Annotated in this window: 20 protein-coding genes and 2 tRNA genes; 4 read left to right on the top strand and 18 right to left on the bottom strand. The window is 67.5% G+C overall.

Going from position 1 to position 24532, the window contains the following annotated elements; translation table 11 throughout:
* Positions 1 to 438, bottom strand: coding sequence for a MaoC family dehydratase (locus AC1DES_RS01885; RefSeq protein ID WP_476893987.1), 438 nt, complete (start codon positions 436 to 438; stop codon positions 1 to 3).
* A gap of 2 nt (positions 439 to 440) precedes the next feature.
* Positions 441 to 902, bottom strand: coding sequence for an FAS1-like dehydratase domain-containing protein (locus AC1DES_RS01880; RefSeq protein ID WP_476893986.1), 462 nt, complete (start codon positions 900 to 902; stop codon positions 441 to 443).
* A 166-nt stretch (positions 903 to 1068) separates the two neighbouring features.
* Between AC1DES_RS01880 and AC1DES_RS01875 the strand changes: the two genes are divergently transcribed.
* Together AC1DES_RS01875 and AC1DES_RS01870 are read left to right on the top strand one after the other, a co-directional pair.
* Positions 1069 to 1461: an ArsR/SmtB family transcription factor gene (locus AC1DES_RS01875; RefSeq protein ID WP_476893985.1), complete on the top strand. Its 393-nt coding sequence runs from the start codon at positions 1069 to 1071 to the stop codon at positions 1459 to 1461.
* Positions 1458 to 3119: a SulP family inorganic anion transporter gene (locus AC1DES_RS01870; RefSeq protein ID WP_476893984.1), complete on the top strand. Its 1662-nt coding sequence runs from the start codon at positions 1458 to 1460 to the stop codon at positions 3117 to 3119. The genes AC1DES_RS01875 and AC1DES_RS01870 overlap by 4 nt, the downstream gene beginning before the upstream one ends.
* On the opposite strand, the gene AC1DES_RS01865 is transcribed toward AC1DES_RS01870, so the two are convergent.
* The 4 genes from AC1DES_RS01865 to AC1DES_RS01850 all read right to left on the bottom strand — a co-directional run bounded on the left by AC1DES_RS01865 (position 3109) and on the right by AC1DES_RS01850 (position 7250).
* The gene (locus AC1DES_RS01865; protein ID WP_476893983.1) at positions 3109 to 3333 is read right to left on the bottom strand and encodes a DUF3188 domain-containing protein; all 225 of its coding nucleotides are present in this window, start codon (positions 3331 to 3333) and stop codon (positions 3109 to 3111) included. The genes AC1DES_RS01870 and AC1DES_RS01865 overlap by 11 nt on opposite strands.
* 276 nt (positions 3334 to 3609) lie before the next feature.
* On the bottom strand, positions 3610 to 4473 hold the full coding sequence (locus AC1DES_RS01860) for an HpcH/HpaI aldolase/citrate lyase family protein (RefSeq protein ID WP_476893982.1): 864 nt from the start codon (positions 4471 to 4473) through the stop codon (positions 3610 to 3612).
* 105 nt (positions 4474 to 4578) lie between these two features.
* Positions 4579 to 5547: an aldo/keto reductase gene (locus AC1DES_RS01855; protein ID WP_476893981.1), complete on the bottom strand. Its 969-nt coding sequence runs from the start codon at positions 5545 to 5547 to the stop codon at positions 4579 to 4581.
* Positions 5544 to 7250 carry a glycoside hydrolase family 13 protein gene (locus AC1DES_RS01850; RefSeq protein ID WP_476893980.1) on the bottom strand — a complete coding sequence of 569 codons (1707 nt, stop codon included), beginning with the start codon at positions 7248 to 7250 and terminating at the stop codon, positions 5544 to 5546. The genes AC1DES_RS01855 and AC1DES_RS01850 overlap by 4 nt, the downstream gene beginning before the upstream one ends.
* A 108-nt stretch (positions 7251 to 7358) precedes the next feature.
* Between AC1DES_RS01850 and AC1DES_RS01845 the strand changes: the two genes are divergently transcribed.
* Entirely contained in the window at positions 7359 to 8594 is a 1236-nt protein-coding gene (locus AC1DES_RS01845; protein WP_476894216.1) for an ROK family protein, read from the top strand.
* 14 nt (positions 8595 to 8608) lie between these two features.
* On the opposite strand, the gene AC1DES_RS01840 is transcribed toward AC1DES_RS01845, so the two are convergent.
* From AC1DES_RS01840 to AC1DES_RS01810, 7 genes are all read right to left on the bottom strand, one after another.
* Positions 8609 to 10180, bottom strand: coding sequence for a Na+/H+ antiporter (locus AC1DES_RS01840; RefSeq protein WP_476893979.1), 1572 nt, complete (start codon positions 10178 to 10180; stop codon positions 8609 to 8611).
* Positions 10181 to 10188: 8 nt separating this feature from the next.
* Complete coding sequence (locus tag AC1DES_RS01835; RefSeq protein WP_476893978.1) at positions 10189 to 10845, bottom strand: NAD(P)H-binding protein; 657 nt, start codon at positions 10843 to 10845, stop codon at positions 10189 to 10191.
* 41 nt (positions 10846 to 10886) lie between these two features.
* On the bottom strand, positions 10887 to 13016 hold the full coding sequence (locus tag AC1DES_RS01830; protein WP_476893977.1) for an acyltransferase family protein: 2130 nt from the start codon (positions 13014 to 13016) through the stop codon (positions 10887 to 10889).
* Positions 13017 to 13382: 366 nt separating this feature from the next.
* Positions 13383 to 13456 (bottom strand) — tRNA-Met (locus AC1DES_RS01825).
* A gap of 62 nt (positions 13457 to 13518) precedes the next feature.
* A tRNA-Thr gene (locus AC1DES_RS01820) sits at positions 13519 to 13590 on the bottom strand.
* 231 nt (positions 13591 to 13821) lie between these two features.
* The gene (locus AC1DES_RS01815; protein WP_476893976.1) at positions 13822 to 15993 is read right to left on the bottom strand and encodes a DEAD/DEAH box helicase; all 2172 of its coding nucleotides are present in this window, start codon (positions 15991 to 15993) and stop codon (positions 13822 to 13824) included.
* Between the two features lie 454 nt (positions 15994 to 16447).
* Positions 16448 to 17101: an MOSC domain-containing protein gene (locus AC1DES_RS01810; RefSeq protein ID WP_476893975.1), complete on the bottom strand. Its 654-nt coding sequence runs from the start codon at positions 17099 to 17101 to the stop codon at positions 16448 to 16450.
* A 217-nt stretch (positions 17102 to 17318) separates the two neighbouring features.
* Here AC1DES_RS01810 and AC1DES_RS01805 point away from each other — a divergent pair, with 217 nt between their 5' ends.
* Positions 17319 to 18509 carry an acyl-CoA dehydrogenase family protein gene (locus tag AC1DES_RS01805; RefSeq protein WP_476893974.1) on the top strand — a complete coding sequence of 397 codons (1191 nt, stop codon included), beginning with the start codon at positions 17319 to 17321 and terminating at the stop codon, positions 18507 to 18509.
* Here AC1DES_RS01805 and AC1DES_RS01800 read toward each other — a convergent pair whose 3' ends face one another.
* The 5 genes from AC1DES_RS01800 to AC1DES_RS01780 all read right to left on the bottom strand — a co-directional run bounded on the left by AC1DES_RS01800 (position 18510) and on the right by AC1DES_RS01780 (position 24520).
* Positions 18510 to 19955: a glycosyltransferase 87 family protein gene (locus AC1DES_RS01800; RefSeq protein ID WP_476893973.1), complete on the bottom strand. Its 1446-nt coding sequence runs from the start codon at positions 19953 to 19955 to the stop codon at positions 18510 to 18512. It abuts the gene before it with no gap.
* A gap of 112 nt (positions 19956 to 20067) precedes the next feature.
* On the bottom strand, positions 20068 to 21420 hold the full coding sequence (locus AC1DES_RS01795; protein ID WP_476893972.1) for an MFS transporter: 1353 nt from the start codon (positions 21418 to 21420) through the stop codon (positions 20068 to 20070).
* Positions 21417 to 21971 (bottom strand): winged helix-turn-helix transcriptional regulator, encoded by a 555-nt coding sequence (locus tag AC1DES_RS01790; RefSeq protein WP_476893971.1) that lies wholly within the window; start codon positions 21969 to 21971, stop codon positions 21417 to 21419. The genes AC1DES_RS01795 and AC1DES_RS01790 overlap by 4 nt, the downstream gene beginning before the upstream one ends.
* Positions 21972 to 22036: 65 nt before the next feature.
* On the bottom strand, positions 22037 to 23314 hold the full coding sequence (locus tag AC1DES_RS01785) for a glycosyltransferase family 87 protein (RefSeq protein WP_476893970.1): 1278 nt from the start codon (positions 23312 to 23314) through the stop codon (positions 22037 to 22039).
* Between the two features lie 6 nt (positions 23315 to 23320).
* Positions 23321 to 24520 (bottom strand): cystathionine gamma-synthase, encoded by a 1200-nt coding sequence (locus AC1DES_RS01780; RefSeq protein ID WP_476893969.1) that lies wholly within the window; start codon positions 24518 to 24520, stop codon positions 23321 to 23323.
* Positions 24521 to 24532 lie beyond the last annotated feature (12 nt).

Here is a 24532-nt window from a genome sequence, read left to right as displayed (position 1 = left end):
TTACGCCAGCCTGACGACGGCCTGGGCCTTCACCAGCACCTTCTGTCCGGCGGAGACAACCGTGAGGTCCACGCGGGCGGTGCCGGCTTCGGCGTCGAGCGCTCCGATGGCGCCGCTGACCTCGACCACTGCGCCGGCCTCCGGCGTTCCCGTAGTGTCAGCGACGGGCACCGGCTTGGTGAACCGGGTCTGGAAATCAACGACGGCGGCAGGGTCGCCGGCCCAGTCGGTCACCAGCTGGACGGCGGCGCCCATGGTGAACATGCCGTGCGCGATCACTCCCGGCAGGCCGACGCCCGTGGCGAAGGCCTCGTTCCAGTGGATGGGGTTGAAGTCGCCGGAGGCGCCGGCGTACTTGACGAGGTCGGTGCGGGTGACGGCGATGCTGCGGCTGCCGATGCCCTGGCCGATCGTGAGTTCTGCGATGGTGATGCTCATGGCTACTGTCCCTCTCCGCGGACCAGGATGGACGAGGTGGTGGTGGCGACGGCCTCACGGGATTCGTCTGCCGTGAGGGCGAAGATTTCCGAGCGGGTGGTGATCATGGCCCCGCCGCCCATTGCCCGGACGCCGTCGACGTGCAGTTCGGCGGCCAGGCGGTCTCCGGCAATGATGGGACGGTGGTGGATGAAGCGCTGGTCGGCGTGGACCACGCGGGAGAAGTCGATGCCGGAGTCCGGATCCTCGATCAGCTGCGCGTCGGCGCGCTGGGCGACGATGATCGCGAAGGTCGGCGGTGCCACGAGGTCGCGGTGGCCCAGCGCCTGGGCGGCGTCCACCTCGAAGTGGGCGGGGTGGGTGGCTTTGACGGCGCGGGCGAACTCGCGGATCTTCTCGCGGCCGACGTCGTACACCTCTGCGGCAGGGTAGCTGCGGCCCTGCAGATCCGGATTGATAGTCATGCTTCCAGCCTATCGCCACGCCCCGGGACCGCTTTCTTCATGACAGCGCAGCCGCGCGTGACATCGGCGCTTGACATCAGTGCTTGACTCCAAGCGGTATGATGAAAACATCATTTCATCAAGTCGCGGCAACGGCCCGGCTCCCGAGACGAGAAAGCACGGGCCCATGATTTCAGCGGCACAGACCCCCTTATACGAGATCAAGGCAAACCTCTTTAAGGCCCTCGCCCACCCGGCCCGCATCCGGGTGCTTGAGCTCCTGGCCGCGGCCCCGGACAACGCCGCACCGGTCAGCTACCTCCTGGCCGAGACGGGCCTTGAGGCTTCGCACCTCTCCCAGCATCTGGCGACACTGCGCCGGCACGGCGTGGTGACCTCCGTCCGGTCAGCGAACGCGGTGACGTACAGGCTGGCCCATCCAAAGATTTCGGAGCTGCTGTCCATTGCCCGGATCTTCCTCCTGGACAGCCTCGCCGGTTCCAACGAACAGTTGCGGCTGGCGCAGGACCTTCCGGCCGAACACCTTGAGGGCGGGCAGCTTGCGGGGTCCGAATCGTGAGGGCCTTCCGGGGGCGCCTCGGCCGGTTCCTGCCCTCCCGCCGCGACTTCGACGGACTGCGCTCGTCCTGGAAGACGGACCTGCTCTCCGGCATGACGGTGGGAATCGTGGCGCTGCCGCTGGCCCTCGCCTTTGGCGTCAGCTCCGGAGTGGGCGCCGAGGCGGGCCTGGTCACGGCCGTGGTGGCCGGCATGGTTGCCGCCGTCATGGGCGGCTCACACGTCCAGGTCTCCGGCCCCACCGGAGCCATGGTGGTGGTCCTGGCCCCCGTGGTGGCGGCCCACGGCGCCGGCAGCATCGCCCTGGTTTCCCTCATGGCCGGCCTGCTGGTCTGCGCACTCGGCATCAGCGGGCTGGGCCGGGCCGTGGCCTTCATCCCGTGGCCGGTGGTGGAAGGGTTCACCCTTGGCATCGCCGCGATCATCTTCCTCCAGCAGGTTCCCATGGCCACGGGCACCGAGGGAATCCCGGGCCACAACACGGTGCTGGCGGCCGTTGAGAGCGCCTCCGGCGCGGCTTTTCCCACCGTGCTGCAGACGCTCGCCGTCGTGGCGGGCGTGGCCGCCGTGATGCTCCTGCTCCCCAAAGTGAACAAGGCCCTTCCGGCGAGCCTGATCGCGGTGCTGCTCGCCACGGTGGCCGCCGAACTGCTCCGGCTGGACATCCCCCGGATCGGGGAGCTGCCGCATTCCCTGCGCGCGCCGTCGCTGCCTTCCCTTGATCCTGCCGGCCTGGGCGGGTTGCTGATGCCCGCGGTGTCCATCGCGACGCTCGCCGCGATCGAATCCCTGCTCTCGGCCCGGGTGGCCGCCGGAATGATCGGGCCGGACGGCAGGCCGAGCGGGGCCTACAGCCCGGACCGCGAGCTGACCGGGCAGGGGCTGGCGTCCATCGCGGCCGGGCTCTTCGGCGGCATGCCTGCGACCGGCGCCATCGCGCGGACCGCCGTCAACGTCCGCTCCGGTGCCCGGACCAGGCTGTCCGCGATCGTGCATGCGCTGGTCCTGCTGGCGATCATCTACCTCGCGGCCGGGCTGGTGGGCAGGATCCCGCTGGCAGTGCTAGGCGGTATCCTCATGGTCACCGCGACGCGCATGGTCTCCCGGCACACAGTGACTGCCGTTCTGCGCTCCACCCGTGCTGATGCCGCCGTCTTCGTTCTGACGGCCCTCATTACGGTGGCCTTCGACCTCATCGTGGCCATCCAGATCGGGCTCGCGGCCGCTGCGGTGTTCACGCTGCGGAAGTTCGCCTCACTCAGCGGGGTTCGGCGCGAGGCGCTTCCGGGGGTGCCGGAGGAAGGCGATGAGCACATTGCCATCTTCCGGCTGGACGGGGCGATGTTCTTCGGCGCCGCGGAGAGGGTCCTGCAGGAGATCAGCCAGGTCAAAAACATCGAGGTGGCCATCATCCGGCTGTCCCAGGTCCGGATGCTTGACGCCACGGGCGCCCATACGCTGGTGGAGGTCATCTCGGCGCTGGAACTGCGCGGCGTCACGGTCCTGCTGAAAGGGGTCCAACCGCAGCATCTGGAGCTGGTGACGAACGTCGGGGTGATCCGTTCATTGCGCCATCACAAGCACCTCTTCACGACCCTGCCCGCCGCGGTGGAGCACGCCCGCAGCCATGTCCGGCGGAACGCGGCTGCTATCGCTTGAGCTTCTTCCGGATCGACTGGCCGCGGACAACGATCCCGACGAGGTGCAGGATCAGTCCCAGCCCGATCACCGGCAGGGACGCCACGGCGAGGCCCTGGTTCTGCGACGTGTTGCCGACCACGGAGAGGATGAGGCCGACGGCGATCAGGCCCATGGCGCTGAAAACGAGCGCTTTGTAGGCTGTTGGCGCGGAGGCCCAGAAGTCAGTCAGCATTGGGCCAGTCTACCGGGGCGTGCCGGCAACGCCGTGAGACGCAAAATTCCTGGCGACGCTCAAAATACCTGACGACGCGGGAATCCGGGGGCGTAGGGTATTTTGCGCGTCGCGGGGCAATTCCGGCGTCAGGACAGCGTTTTCCGCCGTCAGCCGGCGTTCCTTCCCGGTTGCATCCGTACCCGCCCCTGGTCACCCCCGTGCCGGCCGCGGGATTCAGGGATTCTGCCGGTCGTGGAGCCGCCCGCCCGCCAGGCAACCGGGAAGGAACGCAGGTTACAGCGCCGGCTGCACCCCGAAGGCGACCGCGAGCTTCATGATCTTCTCGGCGCGGCCCAGGCGCGGCAGGTCCGAGCCATCACGGATCACACGGCCGCTGGCCTCGAAGTCGGCCATGAAGTCCGTGGCCCAGGCGACGTCCGACGGAGTGGGGCTGATGACCTCGTTGATCACGTGGGTCTGGTCGATGGCGAGGCAGAGCTTGCCGGTCATGCCCATCATGACGGTGATGCCGGTCTGTTCGCGCAGGATGGGGTGGTTCGTTCCCACGGTGGGTCCGTCGATGGGGCCCGGCAGGTTGCCGACGCGGCTCGCGACGACCAGCTTGGCGCGCGGGTAGGCCATTGCCTCGGGGGTGGCGGCCATGCCGGTATCGCGGCGGAAGTCGCCGGAGCCGAAGGCCAGCCGGAACGCGCCCTGGGCCCTGGCGATGTTGTTGGCTTCCTCGATGCCGACGGCGGACTCCACAAGGGCGATGACCGGCGTCTTGCCGTCCATGCGGTGGTAGCTTTCGGTGACCTGGTCGGCGGATTCGGTCTTCGCGAGCATGACGCCCAGAAGGCCCGGGGTGCCGCGGAGGCCCGAGAGGTCGTCGGCCCAGAAGGGGCTGGTCGCGTCGTTGATCCGGACCCAGGCGGTGCCGCCGGCGGTCAGCCAGTTCACGACGTTCTCGCGTGCGGCGTCCTTCTGGGAAGGGTCCACCGCGTCCTCGATATCCAGGATGATGGCATCCGCGCGGGACACGGCTGACTGGTCGAAGAGTTCGGGCTTCATTGCGTTGACCAGCAGCCATGAGCGGGCGATTTCGGCCGGGATGTTGCGCTGGGGCCGGACGGATCCGGCGGTGGTGGTAGACGTCATGCATCTACGCTATCGGCACAGGGGTGCCTCCAGCGAAGTATTGCCGCCGTCCGGGCCGACCAATACGACCAAAATCACGTCCGGCCCCAGGGAAACAGGCCGCGGCTACGGGATGTTGCTTCCCCGCGCCGTAACCCAGAGCCGATACCACTCCGGCCGTGTCATGGCTGCAGCGACGTCGGCGGCGCCGGCACAGGCCCGGATGCGGTCCGGGTTGGCAGTGCCGATCACGGGGGCGATTCCGGCCGGATGCTTCATCAGCCAGCCGAGCAAAATCGCCTCCCCTGTTGTGTCCTTCTCTTCTGCCATGGCCGCCACGAGCGCCGCCGTGGCGGTCTCAGCAGGCGTGGGTTCGGCCGCAGGTGCGCCCGTGTACAGCCCGCGGGCCAGCGAGCCGTAGGCCTGGACCGTAATCCCCTGCCGGACGCAGTGCTCCACGGTCCCGTGCGGGAAGCTGTGGTCCGTGCCGTCGGCGTGGTTGACCAGCACGGTGCTTTCCAGCCAGGCCCGCTTCAGCAGGCTCATTTCAAGCTGGTTGGCGATCACGGGGGTCTCCAGGCGGTCCTGCAGCGCCTCGATCTGCGGCCCGGACATGTTGGACACGCCCAAGGCCCGCACCTTGCCTTCGGCCATGAGCTGTCCGACGGCGGACGCCACCTCGGCAGGGTCCATCAGCGGATCAGGGCGGTGCAGCATCAGCACGTCCACGTAGTCCGTGCGGAGGCGTGCCAGGCTTTCATTCACCCGCTCCAGGATGGCGTCCCCGCTCAGGTCGTAGTAGCCCTCCAGCCCCTGTTCGTTGAGCCGGATGCCGCACTTGGTCTGCAGCCGGATCTTCTCCCGCAGGCCGGGAGTCTGCGCCAGCACCTCGCCGAACACGGATTCGGCCTTGCCGCTGCGGTAGATGTCGGCGTGGTCGAACAGCGTGATGCCCGCCGCCAGGGCGGCGGCGATGGCGGCGGCCGCCTCGTCCACGTGGGCGGACGAGTACGGTTCCTCCGACCAGCTGCCGCCCAGGCCCATGCAGCCGTAAATCAGTTCCTGGACAGGGAGGAGCTCCTGGACCGGACTCACCGCAGCCAGACGGTGGTGTCGGCCGGCAGCAGGCCGCCGTCCAGCGGGCCGCTGCTAACGAGCACTTCGCCCGCGGGGAGCTCGACGGGCCCGGAACCGAAGTTGGTCACGGACTGCCAGCCGCCCGGTCGGCTGAAGTGCAGCACGTCGGGGCTCTCCGTGGTGTGCCATTCGAGCCCTTCCGGGCCCTGCAGTTCGCGGCGCAGCTTCAGCGCTTTGCGGTACAGCTCCAGGGTGGATCCCTCGACGCCGTCCTCCGCCTCCACGGCGTAGCGGCTGAACCAGGCCGGCTGCGGCAGGTGGGCGCCGCCGTCGCCGAAGCCGAAGGAGCTGCCTTCCGCGGTCCAGGGCAGGGGCACGCGGCAGCCGTCACGGCCGATCTCGACGCCCTTGTTGCGGAAGAAGGTGGGGTCCTGGCGCTCGGCGTCCGGGATCTCCGCGACTTCCTGCAGTCCCAGCTCTTCGCCCTGGTACAGGTACGCGGAGCCCGGCAGGGCGAGCATGAGCAGGCTGGCCGCGCGGGCCCGGCGCAGGCCCAGTTCGGCATCCAGTTCCTCGGCCGGGGCGCCGGCCAGCAGCCAGCCCTTCCCGTCCTGGCCCTTGGCATGCTTGCCGCCGCCCTTGGGCAGGCCGTAGCGCGTGGCGTGGCGGACGACGTCGTGGTTGGAGAAGACCCAGGTGGAGGACGCGCCGGATTCCGTGGCCTCGGCGAGGTTCCGGGTGATGATTTCGCGGAACTCGTCGGCGTCGAAATCGGCCTGCAGGAGGTCGAAGTTGAAGGCCTGGCCCAGGCCCTGCGGGCTGGCGTAGCGGGCGCGGCGGGACGCGTGCACCCAGGCTTCGGCGACCGCGGTGCGCGGCGGGTTGTATTCGTTGAACACTTCGCGCCATTCGGCGTACACCTCGTGGACTTCGTCGCGGTCCCAGAACGGGTGGGAGCCGTCGGCGAAGCCGTCCGTGCCGGTGTTCGCCTCAGTCAGTTCCAGCTTGGACAGCAGCGGCTCGGTGAGGTCCTTGGTCAGGGCATGGGCGACGTCGACGCGGAAGCCGTCCACGCCGCGGTCGGACCAGAAGCGGAGCGTTCTGAGGAAATCGTCGCGGATTTCGCGGTTGGACCAGTTCAGGTCGGGCTGTTCCTTGGCGAAGATGTGCATGTACCACTGGCCGGGGGTGCCGTCAGGCTCGGTGATGCGTTCCCAGGCCGGTCCGCCGAAGACGGACTCCCAGTCGGACGGCGGAATCTCGCCGTTCTCGCCCAGGCCGTCGCGGAAGATGTAGCGCTCGCGTGCCGCGGAGCCCCGGGGGGATGCCAGGGCTTCCTGGAACCAGACGTGCCGGTTGGAGGAGTGGTTCGGGACGATGTCCGCAATCAGCTTGATGCCGGCGGCGTGCAGCGCGGCGGACATTTCGTCGAAGTCCTCAAGGGTGCCGAGCTTGGGGTCGACATCGCGGTAGTCGTCGACGTCGTAGCCCCCGTCTGCCAGCGCCGAGGGGTAGAACGGGCTGAGCCAAACGGCGTCGATCCCAAGTTCCTTCAAGTACGGGACCTTGGCGGTGATGCCCTTAATGTCGCCGAGGCCGTCACCGTTGGAGTCGGAAAAGCTGCGCGGGTAGATCTGGTAAACCGACGCCTGGCGCCACCAGTTGGGGTCGGCGGCGAGGTCGGAACCGGACAGGGTTGCCAGCGTGGCGGTGTTGGACAAGGTGGAATCCTTCGGGGCTCGGGACTGGATCTCTGGTATTTTAGATACAAGCTAAATATATTGCTTTGAACAATTATGTGTCCGGAGCCGGAACGAGGTCAAGACGTGATGCCGCAGGCCGCCACCGCAACCCCCCAGCTGTTGCGCCGGGTCAACGCCCAGGCAGTGCTGGGCCATATCCGCAGCACTGACGTCGCAACCGGCACGGAACTGATGGCCCGGACGGGACTGACACGGGCGTCCGTAATAGCCGTGTGCGAGGACCTGATGCGGCGCGGCTGGATCCGTGAACTGGACAGCCCCCGCGGGGAGCCGCAGGGTCCCGGCGGCACCGGCCCCGGCCCCGCCGCCGGCGGCACCGGCAGCGGCACGAGCCCGAGGAAGGGCCGCCCGGCACGCCGTTTCGAGCTCAACCGGGATGCTGGCGTCGTACTGGGCATCGACATCGGCGCGGCCACCACAACGGCGGCCGTGGCGGACCTCCGCGGCACCGTCGTCGGACGCGCCAGCGAAAGCTTCCGCGCGCGGGACATCCCCGCGGAAGAACGGATCGGCGTCGTGGACCGGGCGTGCCGCCACGCACTGGCCGCCGCCGGGACGCACGCGGGCAAAGTGCTCGCCGTAGGTGCCGGCATCGCAGCCCCCGTGGACCGCGACGGCAATGTCCTCGTGGCCCAGCACTTCTGGAGCCTGTTCGACGTCGGGCTCCGTTCCGCGCTCCGGGACCTGCACGGCTGGACCGTGCTGCTGGAAAATGACGCCAACCTTGCCGCGCTCGGTGAACGCTGGCGCGGGTCCGGCGTCGGCGTGGACGACCTCGTTGTGCTCCTGGCTGGTGAACGCCTGGGCGCCGGCGTGGTGGAGTCCGGCCGGCTGCTCCACGGCCGCGGCGGTGCTGCCGGTGAAATGGGCTACCTCGACATGGTCGAGGGTGTGGGCTCCAGCGACGGCATCGCGAGCCTGGCCAGGCAGTGGTCCGCGGCAGCAGGCGGGCCGTCCGCCGGTGGCAGGGCCAGCGCGCGGCGGGTCTTTGAGGACGCGGCGGCGGGAGATCCTGCGGCGCTGCAGATCCTGGACCGGCTTTCCGAGCGGATGGCCCGCGTTATCGCCTCGATCGCGAGCCTGATCAACCCCGAGCAGGTGGTGCTTGGCGGCGCGGTCGCCGAGTCCGCGGGGGCCCTGCTTCCCGGCATCACGGCGCTGCTCCCCCGTTTCACCGCGACTCCCCCGCGCGTGACGGTGTCACCGCTGGGCGATTCCATCGTCACCGTGGGCGCCATCCGCCATGCCCTTGACTACGTCGAGGCCAACGCCCTGGAACTGAAGCTGCCGCCTGCCGCGTGACCAGTGCGGCACCGTCACTCCGGCATGATCATGGTGCGCAGGTCCAGCTGCCGCAGCACCCGGTCCGCAACCTCGGGGTCCATGCCCGGTTCGTTCCGTGCCCCCAGCACTTCCTGCCGGGCCGCGTCCAGCGCGATCGTCTGAACGGCTATGGCGAGTTCACGGCCGCGCCTGCGCTTCTCCCCCACGCTTTCGTTCTTGAGGCTGCCGTCCAGCAGTTCGGCGTGCAGCCGGGTCATCTTCTCCTTGACCAGCGCCACCTTTTCCGGCGGCAGCTCCTTCATGAGTTCGTCGTCCTTGAGCGCCGCGATCGCCGCCTGCTGGGCGCGGCGGGCCAGGAGCCGAGCAGCATCGCGCTCCTCCGAGCCGTCCTCGGAAGCCTTCAGGACGCGCATCAGCCAAGGCAGCGTCAGGCCCGGCAGGACAAGGGTGGCCAGCAGGACCGCGCAGGCGATCACCAGCAATTCGCTGCGGGCCGGGAAAGGCGTTCCGTCCGCCAGGGTCAGCGGGAGTGCCAGCGCCAACGCCAGCGTGGCGAGGCCCCGCATTCCGCACCAGGTAAGAACCAGGACCTCCTTGGCGGATGTGGGGCGCAGGACGTCCTTCCGGGCCCGCGACAGGCCGGACATCAAAGCCAGCCACCCGAAGCGCACGGCGAACACGAGCCCGCAGACCACGACGGCGGCCCCGACCATGCCGACGACGGCGCTGCCTTCCTCGCGGATCACCCGCCGGACTTCCAGCCCCACGAGCCCGAACGCCAGCCCTGTTATCAGCAGTTCCACCACGTCCCAGAAGGCGGTGCGGGTCACCCTCTCGGCGGCGTCCTGCGGCCGGGAGTGGCGCTGCATCTCCAGTGCGGTCACGACGACGGCGATCACGCCCGAGGCGTGCATCTCTTCGGCAAGGATGTAGGCGGCGAACGGCACCACGAGGGTGACGGCGCTGCGGGCCACCATTGACGTCACCAGCCGCGTGATCAGGTTCGTAAGCCAGCCCATGCCGATGCCTACGAGCACCGCAATCGCCGCCCCCAGAACGAACTGGAAGACGACGTCGGAGGCGATCCTGGTGCCCGACACGGTGGCGGCTACTGCCGCCTGGAAGATCACAATGGCAGCAGCGTCGTTGAAGAGGCCCTCGCTCTGCAGCACGTTGATGAGGCGCCGGGGCATGTGGACGCGGCCCGCGATGGAGTCCACGGCCACCGGATCCGGCGGGGCCACCATGGCGCCGAGCGCGATCGCCGCCGGGACGCCGATACCCGGGATCATGAGCCAGGCAGCGCCGGCCACCACCGCGGTCGAGATGACCACCAGTGCGACGGCGAGCATCAGGAGGGTGCGCCAGCGGACCCGGAACACGGCCCATGAGCTGCGCTGCGCCGTGGCGAAGAGCAGCGGCGGAAGGAAGATGGGAAGGATCAGTTCGGGCGGAATCTCGATCTCAGGGAAGCCTGGAATAAAGGTCAGCGAAGCGGCCAGAATCAGCATCAGCACCGGGTACGGCAGCCGCAGCCTGTCCCCCGCACCCACGGCCACTACCGTGGCAAGCAGCAGCCCAACAATGAGTGCCAGCTGGTCCATATGGCGGGCTATCCCTGCTGCAGGGCTGCCGCAAGCGGCAGGGTGCCGTCCCTGAACTCGATGGTGCGCCCGATGGTTTCCGGAAGCCCGAGTACCGCGGCGGCAACAAGGGCTACGTTGGCCCGCGCCGTGCCGGTGCCGGCCGAGGGGTCCGCCGGGTCCACGTCGATCATTCCGTTGCCGGGCCCGTCCGTCAGCGCACCGGGTCCGAGGATCGTCCAGTGAAGATCGGTCGCACGCAGGTAGGCGTCCGCGGCAGCCTTGGCCTCGGCATAGGCGAAGAAGCCGTTGTCCGCAGGCACTCCATGGTCCGGCCCGGCGCCAAAGTAAGAGACCATGACGTAGCGACCGACGCCGGCCTCAGCCGCGGCATCCATGGAGCGGATGGCGGCGTCCCGGTCCACGGCGTAGGTCCGCTCGGGGCTGCCGCCGCCGGCACCGGCGGACCACACGACGGCGTCGTGGTTCCGCAGGGCATCGGCGAGCTCCGCCGTCGTCGAGTTTTCGACGTCGAGAACAGCCGGGGTGGCGCCGGTGGCCGCGACGTCGGCCGCCTGGTCCGGGTTTCGGATGAAGGACGTGACGTCCTGGCCGTCCTCCGTGAGCGTCCTGGACAGTTTTAAAGCCACTTTGCCGTGGCCGCCAATGATTGCGATTCGCGTCATGGACCCATTCTCTCCCACGCCGAACCCGACAAGCCCGCAGTTCAGCCGACTTGCTTGGCAAACGCCGGAGTGAGCCCCCGGATGACCTCCCTGTTCAGGTGATCGGCGTCGTAGTACACGGAGACTCCGCCGACGGCGGAGTAGCACTTGAGGTCGTCGCAAAAATACCCATGCAGATCCACAGGACGCACCTTGGGATTGTTAAGTTTCTGAACGGCGGCCAGAAGCGGGTCCGGCGGAAGTGCTTTGTCCTTGGCAACAGCGCAGTTCACCGGATCCGCAGCATGGATGGCGAGACAGTCGGCGCTGCGGACGGCCCCGTTCTGCGGGGGATCGAAAATTGGCAATACGACGGCGCCCGCTTCGAGCCAGCGCTTCCAATACTTGGAGAACCCCTCCGCGTATTGGACCAGCTGGGACCGTCCGCTTGCGTCGTCGATCTGTTCCGCGGAGGCGAACGTGCCGACGAAAACTTTGCTGGGCCTGTCCCGCTCAACTGCGGTCGCCACAGTTTGACTCCATATTTCGCAGCTTGCCTTCTTGGCCGGCTCGGCGACTTGACCTTCATAACCGCGGTACGGAGCATCAACAACCGGGCACCCCCCAAAGTAGCTCCATTTCAGCTTCCAGTGGCGTTCCTTGGCAACTTCGAATATGGCTGTCTGCCATTGCTGCGCGTGAGAGTCCCCCACGAGCCAGACCGTCTCGGCCTTGGGGTCGCCGCCCGAGAGGTCGCACGAGGCAGGGTGGCCCGAGAGTCCGTCCTTGAGGGTGTTGTCATTGGTCGGACATTCGTCCGGGAACTGTGCGTAGGAGTTCGGTGGCCCCATATCGGGCAACGCGACAGGCCCAGTGAACGGATTGCCGCAGTCGTCCACGCGATCCACCACTGAGGGCCCGTGGCATGGGTTGGCTGCCAGTCTCTCCGCCAGCGCACTGGCATTGTCAGCCTTTTGAACCCCCAGCACGCCCAGTCCCATTGCGACCAATGACACGGCGACCATGCCCGCACCCAGACGGAGGAAGATCGGGCCGGTTCGCCCGTCGCTCGCCCTCCGTTCAATCCACTTGTCTTCGACGAGAACTTTGGTCAGCCACGCCGCCACAATCGCGGAGACCAACACCAGGAACTTGATGCCGGTGTTCAGGTCTGCTCCGGCGAGGTAAGGCGCAACAACTATGAGCGGCCAATGCCACAGATAAAGTGAATAGGAAATGGTCCCCAAGAACTGGACCGGCCTTGCCCCCGTCATGCGGCTGTGCCACAACCGCTTTTCGCCCGACCCGGCGAGAATCACCAGTGCAGTTCCCACCGCCGGCAGCATCGCCGTCCACCCGGGAAATGGCGTGTTGCGGCCGAAAACTGCGGCGCTCGCGAGAATTAAGACGAACCCGGCCAACGAGCCGAGGTTTCCCACCCTTTCCGCGAGGGCCCTCTGAGAACCAGCCAGCGCAACCAAAGCACCGATCCCGAACTCCCACACCCGGACCGGGGTCACGAAATAGGCTTGGCTGGGCGCCACGGCGGTGATGTAGACGCTGCAGATCAGGGTGCCTGCGGTCGCTACGCCTATGCCGACGATGAGAACCGATTGCGACGACCTCCGCATTTTCCGGGCAGCTGCGTAGAGGCCCACCAGCCCGAGCGGCCACAACAAGTAGAACTGTTCCTCAACTGAAAGCGACCAGAAGTGCTGTGCCACCGTCGCGGAGTCGTTCATCGCAGAGTAGTTCACCGATTTGGCGGCCAACAACCAGTTCTCAATATAGAAGGTACTTCCGAGAACTTCCTGGATCGTTGCGTTCCACCGCGTATAAGGCAGCAGAATCCCGGCGAGCAGCAAAGACGTGATGAGAACCAAGAAGGCCGCCGGAATGAGGCGCCTGACACGGCGGGCGTAGAAAGCCGCTAGTCGTATTCGGCCGCTGGCCCGAAGTTCCTTCGCAAGGTGTGAGGTGATCAGGAAACCGGAAATAACAAAGAAGACATCCACGCCGACGTAACCGCCGGAGAGACGCTGGGGCCAAAGGTGATTGAGGACCACCAGCCCGACGGCAACTGCCCTCAACGCCTGGATATCAGTCCTGAAACCGGGCCGGCGTGCCGTGCCGGCCCTTGTTCGGGACGGAGAGGCCGGATTGCCGTCCGGTAGATCAACCGATACTGACATGATTCCTTTCGACGCAGCCATCGGACGGTGAACGGCATACAACGCCCCGACTGAAGAAAGAACTCAGTCGTAAGGCACAGCGATTCCAAACAATCTTCATGGTGTGCGCACTCTCATCCGCGCGGCCAAACGGCCGGCGGGCACAGGCGCTGCCACTAAGGGCAGGCAACAATCGATAATCATACGTGAGCGGCCGTCTTGGCCTAGCAGGCCGAGCGCGTCGGCCACGCAACGTCTCCCCCGGCACACGTTGCGCTATCAGGCGGTGTCGTTCTGGACGCTCAAAACGACGCCGAGTGACAGCTCAACGCGGGTAGCCGGGAGACAAAAAAGATCCCGCAGGCTGGGCCTGCGGGATCTGTTCTGTAGCGGTGGGGAGGCTCGATCTCCCGACCTCACGATTATGAGTCGTGCGCTCTAACCAACTGAGCTACACCGCCATAAATGAGGAAAACCTGCGCGAAGCCGGTCAAAAACCGCCTTGACACAGGCCCTCATTCAGAGCCCCCCACCGGAATCGATCCGGTGACCTCGTTCTTACCAAGAACGCGCTCTACCACTGAGCTAGGGGGGCAACGAGTAAATACTTTACCGGAAGATTGGCCCACCAACAAATCGGCGACGAGACAGCCCACAACGCCCCGGAACCGTCGTGAAAACGCCTGAAAGACGGGCGCAAACGGGCCAGAAAACGCCCACGGCCTTGGACAGGCGGCGGGCCGGAACGGAAGGTGTGACGAAGCGAACTTAAACAAGAACGGGCCGGCTTGGTGCCGGCCCGTTCTCAGAAGCTAGGAACTAGTGGTTACCACTTGTTCCGGGGCTTGAAGCCACCTTCAGTGCGCGGCTTGCGGGCCGCGTCGGAGGAGACGCCGCGCTCGGCGCGGTCGCTGAAGGAGCGTCCGCCACGGTCCGCGGAGGACCGCTCGCCGCCGCCGGCATAGCCGCCGCGCTCGCCGTCGCTCTTGCGGAATTCGCGCTTGAAGCCGCCGTTGCCCTTGAAGTTGCCGCCACGCTCGCCGCCGGAGTAGCCGCCGCGGCTGCCGCCCTGGCCGCCACCCTGGTAGCTGCCACGTTCGCCCGAAGGCTTGCGGCCGTTGTCCAGCTCGAGGTGGATCAGCTCGCCGCCGATCCGGGTGCGGGACAGAGCCTTCAGCTGGTCGGCGCTCAGGTCCGCCGGCAGCTCCACGAGGGAGTGGTCCGCACGGATGTCGATGCCGCCGATCTGGGCCGAGGAGATGCCGCCCTCGTTGGCGATGGCGCCAACGATGGAGCCCGGCATGACGCGCTGACGGCGTCCGACGGCGATCCGGTAGGTGGCGTTGCCCTCGGTCAGGGTGCGGGTCGGCCCGCGTGAGCCGAACCCGTCCTTGGCGCGCTCGCGCTTCTGGAATTCAGGAGCTGCGGGCAGTTCCTTGACCAGGAGCGGCTGGCCGCCCTGGGCCATGACGGCCAGTGCGGCAGCGATCTCCGACGCCGGGACGTTGTGCTCTTCCTCGTAGGAAGCGATGAGGTCGCGGAAGGCTGCCACGTCCTCGGACGCGAGGGTCTCGGTGATCTTCTCAGCGAACTTGCCCAGGCGCAGCGTGTTGACCGACTCGGCGGTGGGCAGGTGCATCTGCTCCACCGGCTGGCGCGTGGCCTTCTCGATGGAACGCAGCAGGTACTTCTCCCGCGGCGTCATGAACAGGATCGCGTCGCCGGAACGGCCCGCGCGGCCGGTGCGGCCGATGCGGTGGACGTAGGACTCCGTGTCGTGCGGGATGTCGTAGTTGACCACGTGGCTGACGCGCTCGACGTCGAGACCTCGGGCGGCGACGTCGGTGGCGACCAGGATGTCGATCTTGCCGTCACGCAGGGCCTCAACCGTGCGCTCACGCTGCTGCTGCGGGATGTCACCGTTGATGGCGGCAGCCTGGAAGCCGCGTGAACGCAGCTTGTCGGCGAGATCCTCGGTGGCCATTTTGGTCCGCACGAAGGCGATGACGCCTTCGAACTCTTCGACCTCGAGGATGCGGGTCAGAGCGTCGAGCTTGTGCGGGCCCATGACCTGCAGGTAGCGCTGGCGCGTGTTGGCGCCGGTCGTGGTCTTGGACTTGACCTGCACCTCGGCCGGGTTATTCAGGTACTGCTTGGACAGACGGCGGATCTGGCTCGGCATCGTGGCGGAGAACAACGCAACCTGGCGGCCCGCGGGGGTCTGCTGGAAGATCTGCTCCACGTCTTCGGCGAAGCCCATGCGGAGCATCTCGTCAGCCTCGTCCAGCACCAGGTACTGGAGCTCGGACAGGTCCAGGGAACCCTTGGAGATGTGGTCGATGACACGGCCCGGGGTACCGACGACAACCTGGGCGCCGCGGCGCAGGCCGGCCAGCTGGGGACCGTAGGCCGAGCCGCCGTAGACCGGAAGGACGGTGAAGTCGTCGATGTGCTTGGCATAGGAGGTGAAAGCTTCGGCAACCTGGAGGGCCAGCTCACGGGTGGGAGCCAGGACCAGGGCCTGGGTCTTGCGTGACGGTCCGTTGAGGTCGTGGAGCTCGGCCAGGCGGGAGAGCGCCGGTACTGCGAATGCTGCAGTCTTACCGGTACCCGTCTGGGCCAGGCCCACGACGTCGCGGCCTTCGAGCAGCAACGGGATGGTTGCTGCCTGAATCGGGGACGGCTTCTCGTAGCCAACATCCTGCAGGGCGGCCAGGACACGGCCGTCGATGCCTAGGTCAACGAACTTGACGCCTTCTTCTTCGGCGTCCTCGTCCTTGGCGTCCTCGTCCTTGGCCGGGACAGCCTTGGCTTCGGTTTTGGGTTCCGTCTTGGTGTCGGCCTGCGGGGCAGCCTCGGCAGCGGCCGGAGCCTCGGTGTTAGCAGGCGCCTCGGTGAATTCCGGGGCGGAGCCGGCTGCGGGTGCAGCCGTTTCAGAAGTCTCGACGTCGGCCTGGGTGTTTTCGGTGTCGACGGAGTTGTTCTGATTTTCGGGCATAGGTGAAATTTCCTCATCCATAGGGGCCAAGCGGCACAACCCGAGGTGAGCGGAGCCGCAGTACGCGTGACACTAAGGTGCCGGGCATACTTTGACCGGCCGGTCACATAGAAGCCCGGCGCTTTCGCAATCCCGTGGCAGGACTTCCCGCTGCATCTCTTGGCTGCTATCCCAGCAGTCTGTACAGCGTTTTCTTTAGCCGGCTCTCCCTATGAAAATGCCCGCATCTCAATTGCGCGGGCCCCAACACTTACCAGTCTTGCCTCAAGAATTGGGCAGGAAATAAGGGATTTCCGGAGTGGGGGATATTTCAAGTGTAAGGCATGGATCCGCGCATGGGTAACCCGGTGGCCCCGCGACCGCGGTGAGCTTGCGCACACAGGCACCCAGATCCGGCGGGTCGGCGGCTATGTGGCGTTGTGCCGTCGGAACTGTGCGCGCCGGACGAGGCGGGTTAGGCGCCCAACCGGCGCTGCAGCCTGTCGAATTCCTCGTGGTACTCGGGCTGGAGACGGATTTCGCCGTCGGCGTCGGCGTCCCTGAGTGCTTCCATGGCCTCAAGGGTGGGATCGGTGAACCATTTGGCGATAGTGACGCCGTGGGTCGGCACGAAGATCCGGTGGATGTGGTCACCGGCCTGGATGCTGCCCGTCCGGACAACCCGGAGGTAGGCGCCCACCCTCCCGGCGTCCCCAAATCTCTTGACCCACTGCGGCTCCCCCATGCGCCGCTGGAACGTTGCGCAGGGAATGCGGGGCGAGGTCACTTCCACCTCGACGTCCAGTCCTATCTTCCAGCGCTCCCCGATTACGGCGTCGGAGGCATCAATACCGGCAATCCGCAGGTTCTCCCCGAAGATGCCCGGCGGCAGTTCCCGCCCGAGCTCGGCCGCCCAGTAATCGGCGTCGGCTTGGGAATATGCGTACAGCGCCTGGTCTTCGCCGCCGTGATGGATCCGGCTCGCCTGGATATCGCCGTGAAGGCCCAGCTTGTGCACCCTCACGGGACCGTCCACGGAACGTCTGTCGATCGCGGTCACGCCCACGCTGCCCGAATCCTCAAGCAGCTGGTGAACCCGGCAGACGGCAAGCACAGATGCGGTATCCATGGCACCAGTGTAGGCCTGCGGCTCCGCGGCCGGCCTGCCGGGGACGGGCGCTCCTCCCGAAGCCCCCTCGCGGCCGCGCTCCTCCCCGGTTGCTTTGTCGGTCAACCCGGAAAGTCCGTGCGACACCGGCGATTCCTGCCGGATCTGGCAGGCCTACCGGAAGCAACCGGGAAGGAGCGCCGCGGCCGGGCTCCACGGGCACGATTAGGATGCTGGAATGAGCAACGATGCCGAAAGTACCGATGTATCCGACGTCCTGGCGATCGATTCCCTGCTGAGCGCCGAGGAGCTGGCCGTCAGGGAGCGGGTCCGCGATTTCACCAACCAGCGGATCCGCCCGGGGATCGCGGACTGGTACGACGCCGGCGTGTTCCCCCTCGAGCTGGCGCCGGAGCTGGGCGAACTCGGGGTGCTCGGCATGCATCTGGAGGGCTACGGCTGCCCCGGCCGCTCCGCCGTTGAATACGGACTGGCAGCGATGGAGCTGGAGGCCGGCGATTCCGGAATCCGCACCTTCGTCTCCGTGCAGGGGTCCCTGGCCATGACGGCCATCCATAAGTGGGGATCGGAGGAGCAGAAGCAGCAGTGGCTTCCCCGGATGGCCGCCGGCGAGCTGATCGGCAGCTTCGCGCTGACGGAGCCGACCGCCGGATCCGACCCCGCGTCGATGCAGACTTTTGCCCGCCGCGACGGCACGGGCGAAGGCGCCGGCTGGATCCTGGACGGTGCGAAGCGGTGGATCGGGCTGGCGTCCGTGGCGGACGTGCTGGTGGTGTGGGCGATGACCGACGACGGCGTCCACGGCTTCCTCGTCCCCGCCGGCACTCCGGGAGTGACCGCGGCCCCGATCGGGCAGAAGCTCTCGATGCGCGCCTCCATCCAGTGCGATGTCACTTTCGACGCCGTCCGGCTGGGTCCTGAGGCACTGCTCCCGGCCGCCCGGGGGCTGCGGGGCCCGTTCAGCTGCCTGAATGAGGCGCGCTACGGGATCGCCTGGGGAGCCATGGGTGCGGCACGGGACTCCTACGAGGCGGCCTTGAAGTATTCCCAGGAGCGGCTGCAGTTCGGCAGGCCGCTGGCCGGGTACCAGCTGACGCAGGAGAAACTGGTGAACATGCTCCTGGAAATCCAGAAGGGCACGCTTCTGGCGCTCCAGCTGGGACGGCTCAAGGACGCGGGCACGCTCCGCCCCGAGCAGATCTCGCTGGGCAAGCTTAACAACGTGCGGGAAGCGATCGGGATCGCCCGCGAGGCTCGCACCATCCTGGGCGGGAACGGGATCACCCTGGACTATTCGCCGCTGCGGCATGCCGCCAACCTGGAGTCGGTGCGGACCTATGAGGGCACGGATGAGGTCCACACCCTGATCCTCGGACAGCACATCACCGGGCTGGCCGCGTTCCGCTGACTATCCTTCGGCGCCCTGGACCTCCTGCGCATCAATGGCCTCGGCAAGGGAGCCGTGCCGAAGGGCAAGCAGCCAGCACACCATGATGGCCAGGGCGCAGAACACGCCGGCACTGGAGGCCATGATCCAGAGCCCGGGTGTCTGGACGTCCAGGTTCTCCGCGCCGAACGCCAGGCCGATGGTCTTTGGCGAGAAGAAGAACACAATGACGGAGACGCCCAGCACACCGCCCAGGAGCCACCGCAAGCCCCGGAGCCGTTGCGGGGTCTCGCGCAGCGTCCAGGCAAACGCCGGAAGTACGGCTGCCATCCAGACCCAGTGGTGCGACCAGGAGACAGGGCTGATCAGCAGCATGGTAAGCGCGGTCGTGGAAATAGCCACGATTCGGGCGCCCTGATGGCTGGCGGTCCTGATGATCACCGCGGCCAGCCCCACGGTGAGCATGCTCAACAGCAGCCACGGAACGGTGACGGCCGTTTCGGGGACTCCGAAATGCAGCAGGGCGCCCTTGAGGGACAGGTTGTCCACGTAACCGGCACCCCCCATCCTTGAAGTGTCCGGCAGGATCTCCAGCCAGAACTGCAGGGATTCGGCGGGCCGCAGCAGCCACCCGGCCAGCACGGTAGCGGCGAATCCGGCGCCCATGCCCAGGAGTCCGCGCCAGTCCTTCCGCATCAGGAAGTACAGCCCGAACACCAGCGGCGTGAGCTTGATGCCGGCGGCGACGCCCACGAGGAACCCGCTCCCGGGAAATCCGCGGGCCCAGCGCCGGTTGTTCGCCAGGAGGTCCACCGCCACGAGGCCCATTAGCAGGATGTTGACCTGGCCGAAGGCGAGGGTTTCGCGCCACGGCCCCAGGTTCAGCACGGCAAGGACCATCACGGCCGCAGCCCAGCGGTTGCCCGGGAGCCGGTAACTGCTCCGCCAGTCCGCCTGCCCGTTCCAGTACCGGACTCCACGCACGGCAACCGCTACGGCCAGAACGGCCCCGGCGGCGTTGAAGTAGTTCAGTGCCACCTTTTCGGGCAGCCGGGCCAGCAGGCTGAAGATCAGTGCGGCGAACGGCGGATAGGTGAACATCAGCTTAGGGCCGCCGGCCCAGTCGATATTGCCGCGGTAGAGGTCCGACGGCGTCGGGCCGGCGTCGTTGAGAATCTTCCCGCCATGCCAGTAGACGCTGAAGTCGAGGCCCTGTTTGGACCAGGCGCCCAGCCATGTCAACACGGCGAGTGCCACGGCGGCCAGGGCCAGGAACGTCGCAAGCCGCAGCAGATGAGCGGTCGGGACCCAGCCCGTCAGCCGCGCGGCGAACCGAAGGGTCCGTGCCGGTTGGGTCCCTGCCGGTTGAGTCCGTGCCGGACGGCTGGTTGGGTCTGGCCCCCGGCCCCCGTCGGTGCCGGTCCGGGCAGCTGGCGGACAGGTATCTTCGGCGTCGGGCCCTGCCATCGGTTTCCCCCAAACTTGGCTGCTGCTTCTCACTGCGAGGGCAAGCTGCGGCCCGCCGAAGAAGGAGGTTGGAACCCCTCCTCGAGAAATCATCCTACAGAGGCAGGCCCGGTCAGGCGGGGACCGGCACTGCCTCCCGCTTGCTTGCATCCCTGCGGATCGTCGCGCTGATCACTGCGGCGATCGTGCACATGGCCGCCGCGGCGAACCAGGCGTAGGTGTACTGGCCGGTGGCGTCGCGGATGGCTCCGGCCGCCAAGGCGGCCGCGGCTGCACCGAACTGGTGCGCCGCGAACACCCAACCGAAGACGACGCTGCCGTCGGCGCCGAAGACCTGGCGGCAGATGGCGGCAGTGGGCGGCACCGTAGCCACCCAATCCAGGCCGTAGATGACCACGAACACGATCATGCTGGGCTGGACGGTGGCGCTGAGCAGCAAAGGAAGCACGAGCAGCCCGATCCCGCGGAACTGGTAGTAGACGGCGAGCAGAATCCTCGGATTAAAGCGGTCCGTGAGCCAGCCCGACGCGATGGTCCCGAGGATGTCGAAAATCCCGACGACGGCGAGCAGCCCGGCGGCCGTGGTTTCGGTCATCCCGTGGTCGTGGGCGGAGGGGATGAAGTGGGTGCCGATCAGACCGTTGGTGGTGGCCCCGCAGATGGCGAAGCCGGCCACGAGGGCCCAGAATGTCCGCACCTTGCTGGCCCGTTTGAGCACCTGCAGCGCCCGGACGGCGGCATTGCGGCGGGGTTCCGCGGCTTCCGGAACGTTTTCCGCTGCGGTCCCCGCATTGGTCAGCTGCTCCCCGTCCCCTTCAACGGCGGGCTCCGCCCCGTACGGCAACACCCCGACGTCGGCGGGTGAGTTCTTCAGGAACTTCAGCACGAGCGGCACCACGGCCAGCGCGCCGGCGGCAATCAGCAAAGAGGCCTGCCTCCAGCCCGGATCCTGGGCCAGGACAGCGATGAACGGCAGGAAGACCAGCTGCCCTGCGGCGCTCCCGGCCGTGAGGATCCCGATCACCAGGCCGCGGCTCTTGGCGAACCAGGTGTTGGCGATGGTCGCGGCGAAGACGAGTGCCATGGATCCTGTCCCCAGCCCGATCAGCAGCCCCCACGTCAACAGGATCTGCCACGACTGGTTGACCAGCACCGTCAGCGCGCTGCCCGCGCCGATCAGCACGAGGGCAACGGAGGTGACGGCGCGGACGCCGAAGCGTTCCATGAGGGCGGCGGCGAACGGTGCCGTGAGCCCGAAGAGCACCAGATTGATGCTGACGGCTGCCGAGAGGACTGTGGTGGACCAGCCGAATTCATTCTGCAGCGGCACCATCAGCACGCCGGGCGCTGCCCGGAAACCTGCGGCGCCGACGAGTGCGAGGAACGCGACGGCGGCCACGACCCAGGCCGGATGGATCCGGCGGCGTGCGGGCGCGGTGCGCCGGGTGGGTTCGGGGGCGCTCATGCGGCGGTTCCCTTCTGCTGGGCGGCGGCGCGGGACTGCTTGGCGGGACGGGACCGGTCGCCCGAGGGGGCCGTGGCCAGGGGCACGGGCTCCGGTGTGCGGCTGAGGCTGTGCCAGCTGGTGTTCTCCGCTGTCAGCCGCTCCCCGCAGGCGGTGCAACTGTCCGCGGCGGACGTGCGTTCCCCGCAGCCGCGGTGGATGACATACATGTGCGCCTGTTCGGACGGCGCGGGTAGGTGCTTTTCGGCCCAGAGAACGACGGCGTTGAGCACCGGCAACGCGTCCTCGCCTGTGACGGTGAGGACATACTCGTGCCGGGTGCGGCCGTCGTCGCTGTACGGCCGGCGGGCGAGCAGCCCGGCGTCCACGAGTGCCGCGAGCCGTTTGGTGAGCACGGAATCGGCCGCGCCCAGGCGGGCCTTCATGGCCTCAAAGCGGCCGTTGCCGAAGAAAACCTCGCGAAGAACGAGCATGCTCCACGGGTCGCCGAGGATGTCGAGGCCGCGGGCCATGCTGCAGTTCCGCTGGGACCAGTCTGATCGGAGTGCCATGCGGAAGACTTTAGCTGACTCTCTTGAAGAAAGCTAGGGGTCTTCGCGCCGGGATGCAGCCCCGGCTAGATGGTCGTGCGCAGCGCGGCGCGGGACGGCCGGTAGGCCAGCGCCCAGTAGACCAGCATCGCCATGCCGCACACAACGCCCAGGCTGGCGGCGATGAGCTGCCATTGGGTCTGCGGATCCTTGCCCCAGACCTGCGCTCCTGCCATGACGGCAAGGTATTTTGGCGTCAGGTAGAAGGCCATGGCGGAGAAAGCGACGATGATCCAGCCGGCGAGGCGCATCTTGCCGTCCCGGGACGGGACACGGTGGATGGCGAATCCCATGCACGGCAGCGCCACGGCCATCCACACCCAGTGGTGGGACCAGGACACGGGACTGACCAGCAGCATCAGCACGGCGGTGGCGGACACGGCCACGAAGTTCTCCTCCGCGGCGACGGCCCATTGGATGACGAGCGCCGCGACCGCGGCCAGGACCAGGGCCAGCACGAGCCACACCACGCTGGTCAGGCCGGAATCGGGCAGTCCCAGGTGCAGCAGCAGGCCCTTGACCGAGAGGTTATCGACGTAGGCCGGACCGCCGATCCGCCCGGTGTCCGGCAGGATTTTGGTCCAGAACGTCACCGATGCCGTGGGCAGCAGCGCCCAGGCCAGGGCGATGGAGCCAAAGAACCCCGCAGCCATCCAGCCGAGGGCCCTGAAGTCCCGCCGGACCAGGAAATACAGCCCGAACGCGAGCGGGGTCAGCTTGATGCCGGCCGCGATGCCGATCAGGAGCCCGGCCGGCCAGCGGATCTCCCGCGCCCGCGACTTTCCGTGGAGCGCAAAGTCCGCCAGGATCAGGCCCATCAGGATGATGTTGATCTGGCCGAAGTCGAAGGTGTCCCGCCAGGGTCCCAGCAGCAGGATCGCCGCGGTTCCGGCCTGCGCCACGGCCCGGAACCGCCAGTCCGCAAAGGCGTCTCGCCAGCCGCCGAGCCGGAAGTAGTGCCGTGCCAGCCAGGCCGAGACAACCGCGGCGCCCAGCAGTGCCGCGCCGATGAACACCAGGCTGCCGGCGCCCTGGCCGAGGGATGCCAGGGCCGCGAACAGCAGCGCCGCAAACGGCGGGTACGTGAACGGCAGCCCGTCCCGGATCGCATACAGTTCGTTGACGCCTGTCTCCCCGGTCTGCAGCACGCGGCTGCCGCCGTAGAAGTAGACCTCGAAGTCGTTCATGAGCGGGATATACGCGGAGTACAGCACCACCAGGGCCGCCACGACGGCGAGCGCGCCGGCCGCCGTCGCAAGCCGGCCGCGCGTGGTGGAGGCCGTGGCCCTGATGGTGATCGTCACGGGTTGTTAGTTGCCTGTCTCGAGGGTTGAGAGGGCGTGCTCGAGGTCGGCGATGAGGTCCTCGACGTCCTCGATGCCGCAGGAGAGCCGGATCAGGTTCACCGGGACGGCCAGTTCTGTGCCCTTGACCGAGGCATGCGTCATTTCCGAGGGGTAGTTCATCAGGGATTCGATGCCGCCCAGGGACTCGGCCAGGGTGAACACGGAGGTCGATTCGGCCACCTTGCGCGCAGCGGCCTCGCCGCCCTTGAACTGCACGGAGATCATCCCGCCGAACTTCTTCATCTGCTTTTTGGCCAGCTCGTGGCCGGGGTGCGAGGGCAGGCCCGGGTACAGGACGGCTTCGACTTCGGGACGCTGCAGCAGCCATTCGGCCACGGCCTGGGCGTTGTCGCTGTGGCGGTCCATCCGGACACCGAGGGTCTTCAGGCCACGGGTGGTCAGGAAGGCGTCCATCGGGCCGGACACGGCGCCCACGGCGAACTGCACGAAGCCGATCTTCTCGGCCAGCTCGGCGTCGTTGACGATGATCGCCCCGCCGACGACGTCGGAGTGCCCGCCGATGTACTTCGTGGTCGAGTGCACGACGACGTCTGCGCCGAGCGCGAGCGGGTTCTGCAGGTACGGCGAGGCGAAGGTGTTGTCCACGACCAGGAGGGCTCCGGCGTCGTGCGCCAGCTTGGCGAGGGCCTCGATGTCGGTGATTTTCATCATCGGGTTCGACGGCGTCTCCACCCACACCAGGCGGGTCTTGCCGCCGGCTGCGACTCCGGACGCGCCTCCGGCTGCGATGGCGGAGGCCACGGCGTCAAGGTTGGACATGTCCACCGGGGTGTTGCCGATGCCCCACTCCCCCAGCACGCGGCTGATCAGGCGGTAGGTTCCGCCGTAGGCGTCGTTGCCGAGCACGATGTGGTCGCCGGGCCGGGTCAGGGCGCGGATCATGGAGTCCTCGGCGGCGAGGCCGGAGCTGAAGGAGAACGCGGCGGACCCGCCTTCGAGTGCGGCCAGCTGTTCCTGCAGCGAGTCACGGGTGGGGTTGGTGCCCCGGCCGTACTCATAGCCGGCACGAAGGCCGCCGATCCCGTCCTGGGCGTAGGTGGAGGAGAAGTGCACGGGCGGGACCACGGCACCGGTGCGCGGTTCGAAGGCCTGGCCGGCATGGACGGCGCGGGTGTTGAAACCTGTTTTTTCTGGCAAAGACATGTGGAATCCTTT

The sequence above is a fragment of the Arthrobacter sp. 05T442 genome (assembly GCF_056395945.1).
Note: the sequence above shows the minus strand (reverse complement) of the source record. Positions and strands in the feature narration are given on the sequence as shown.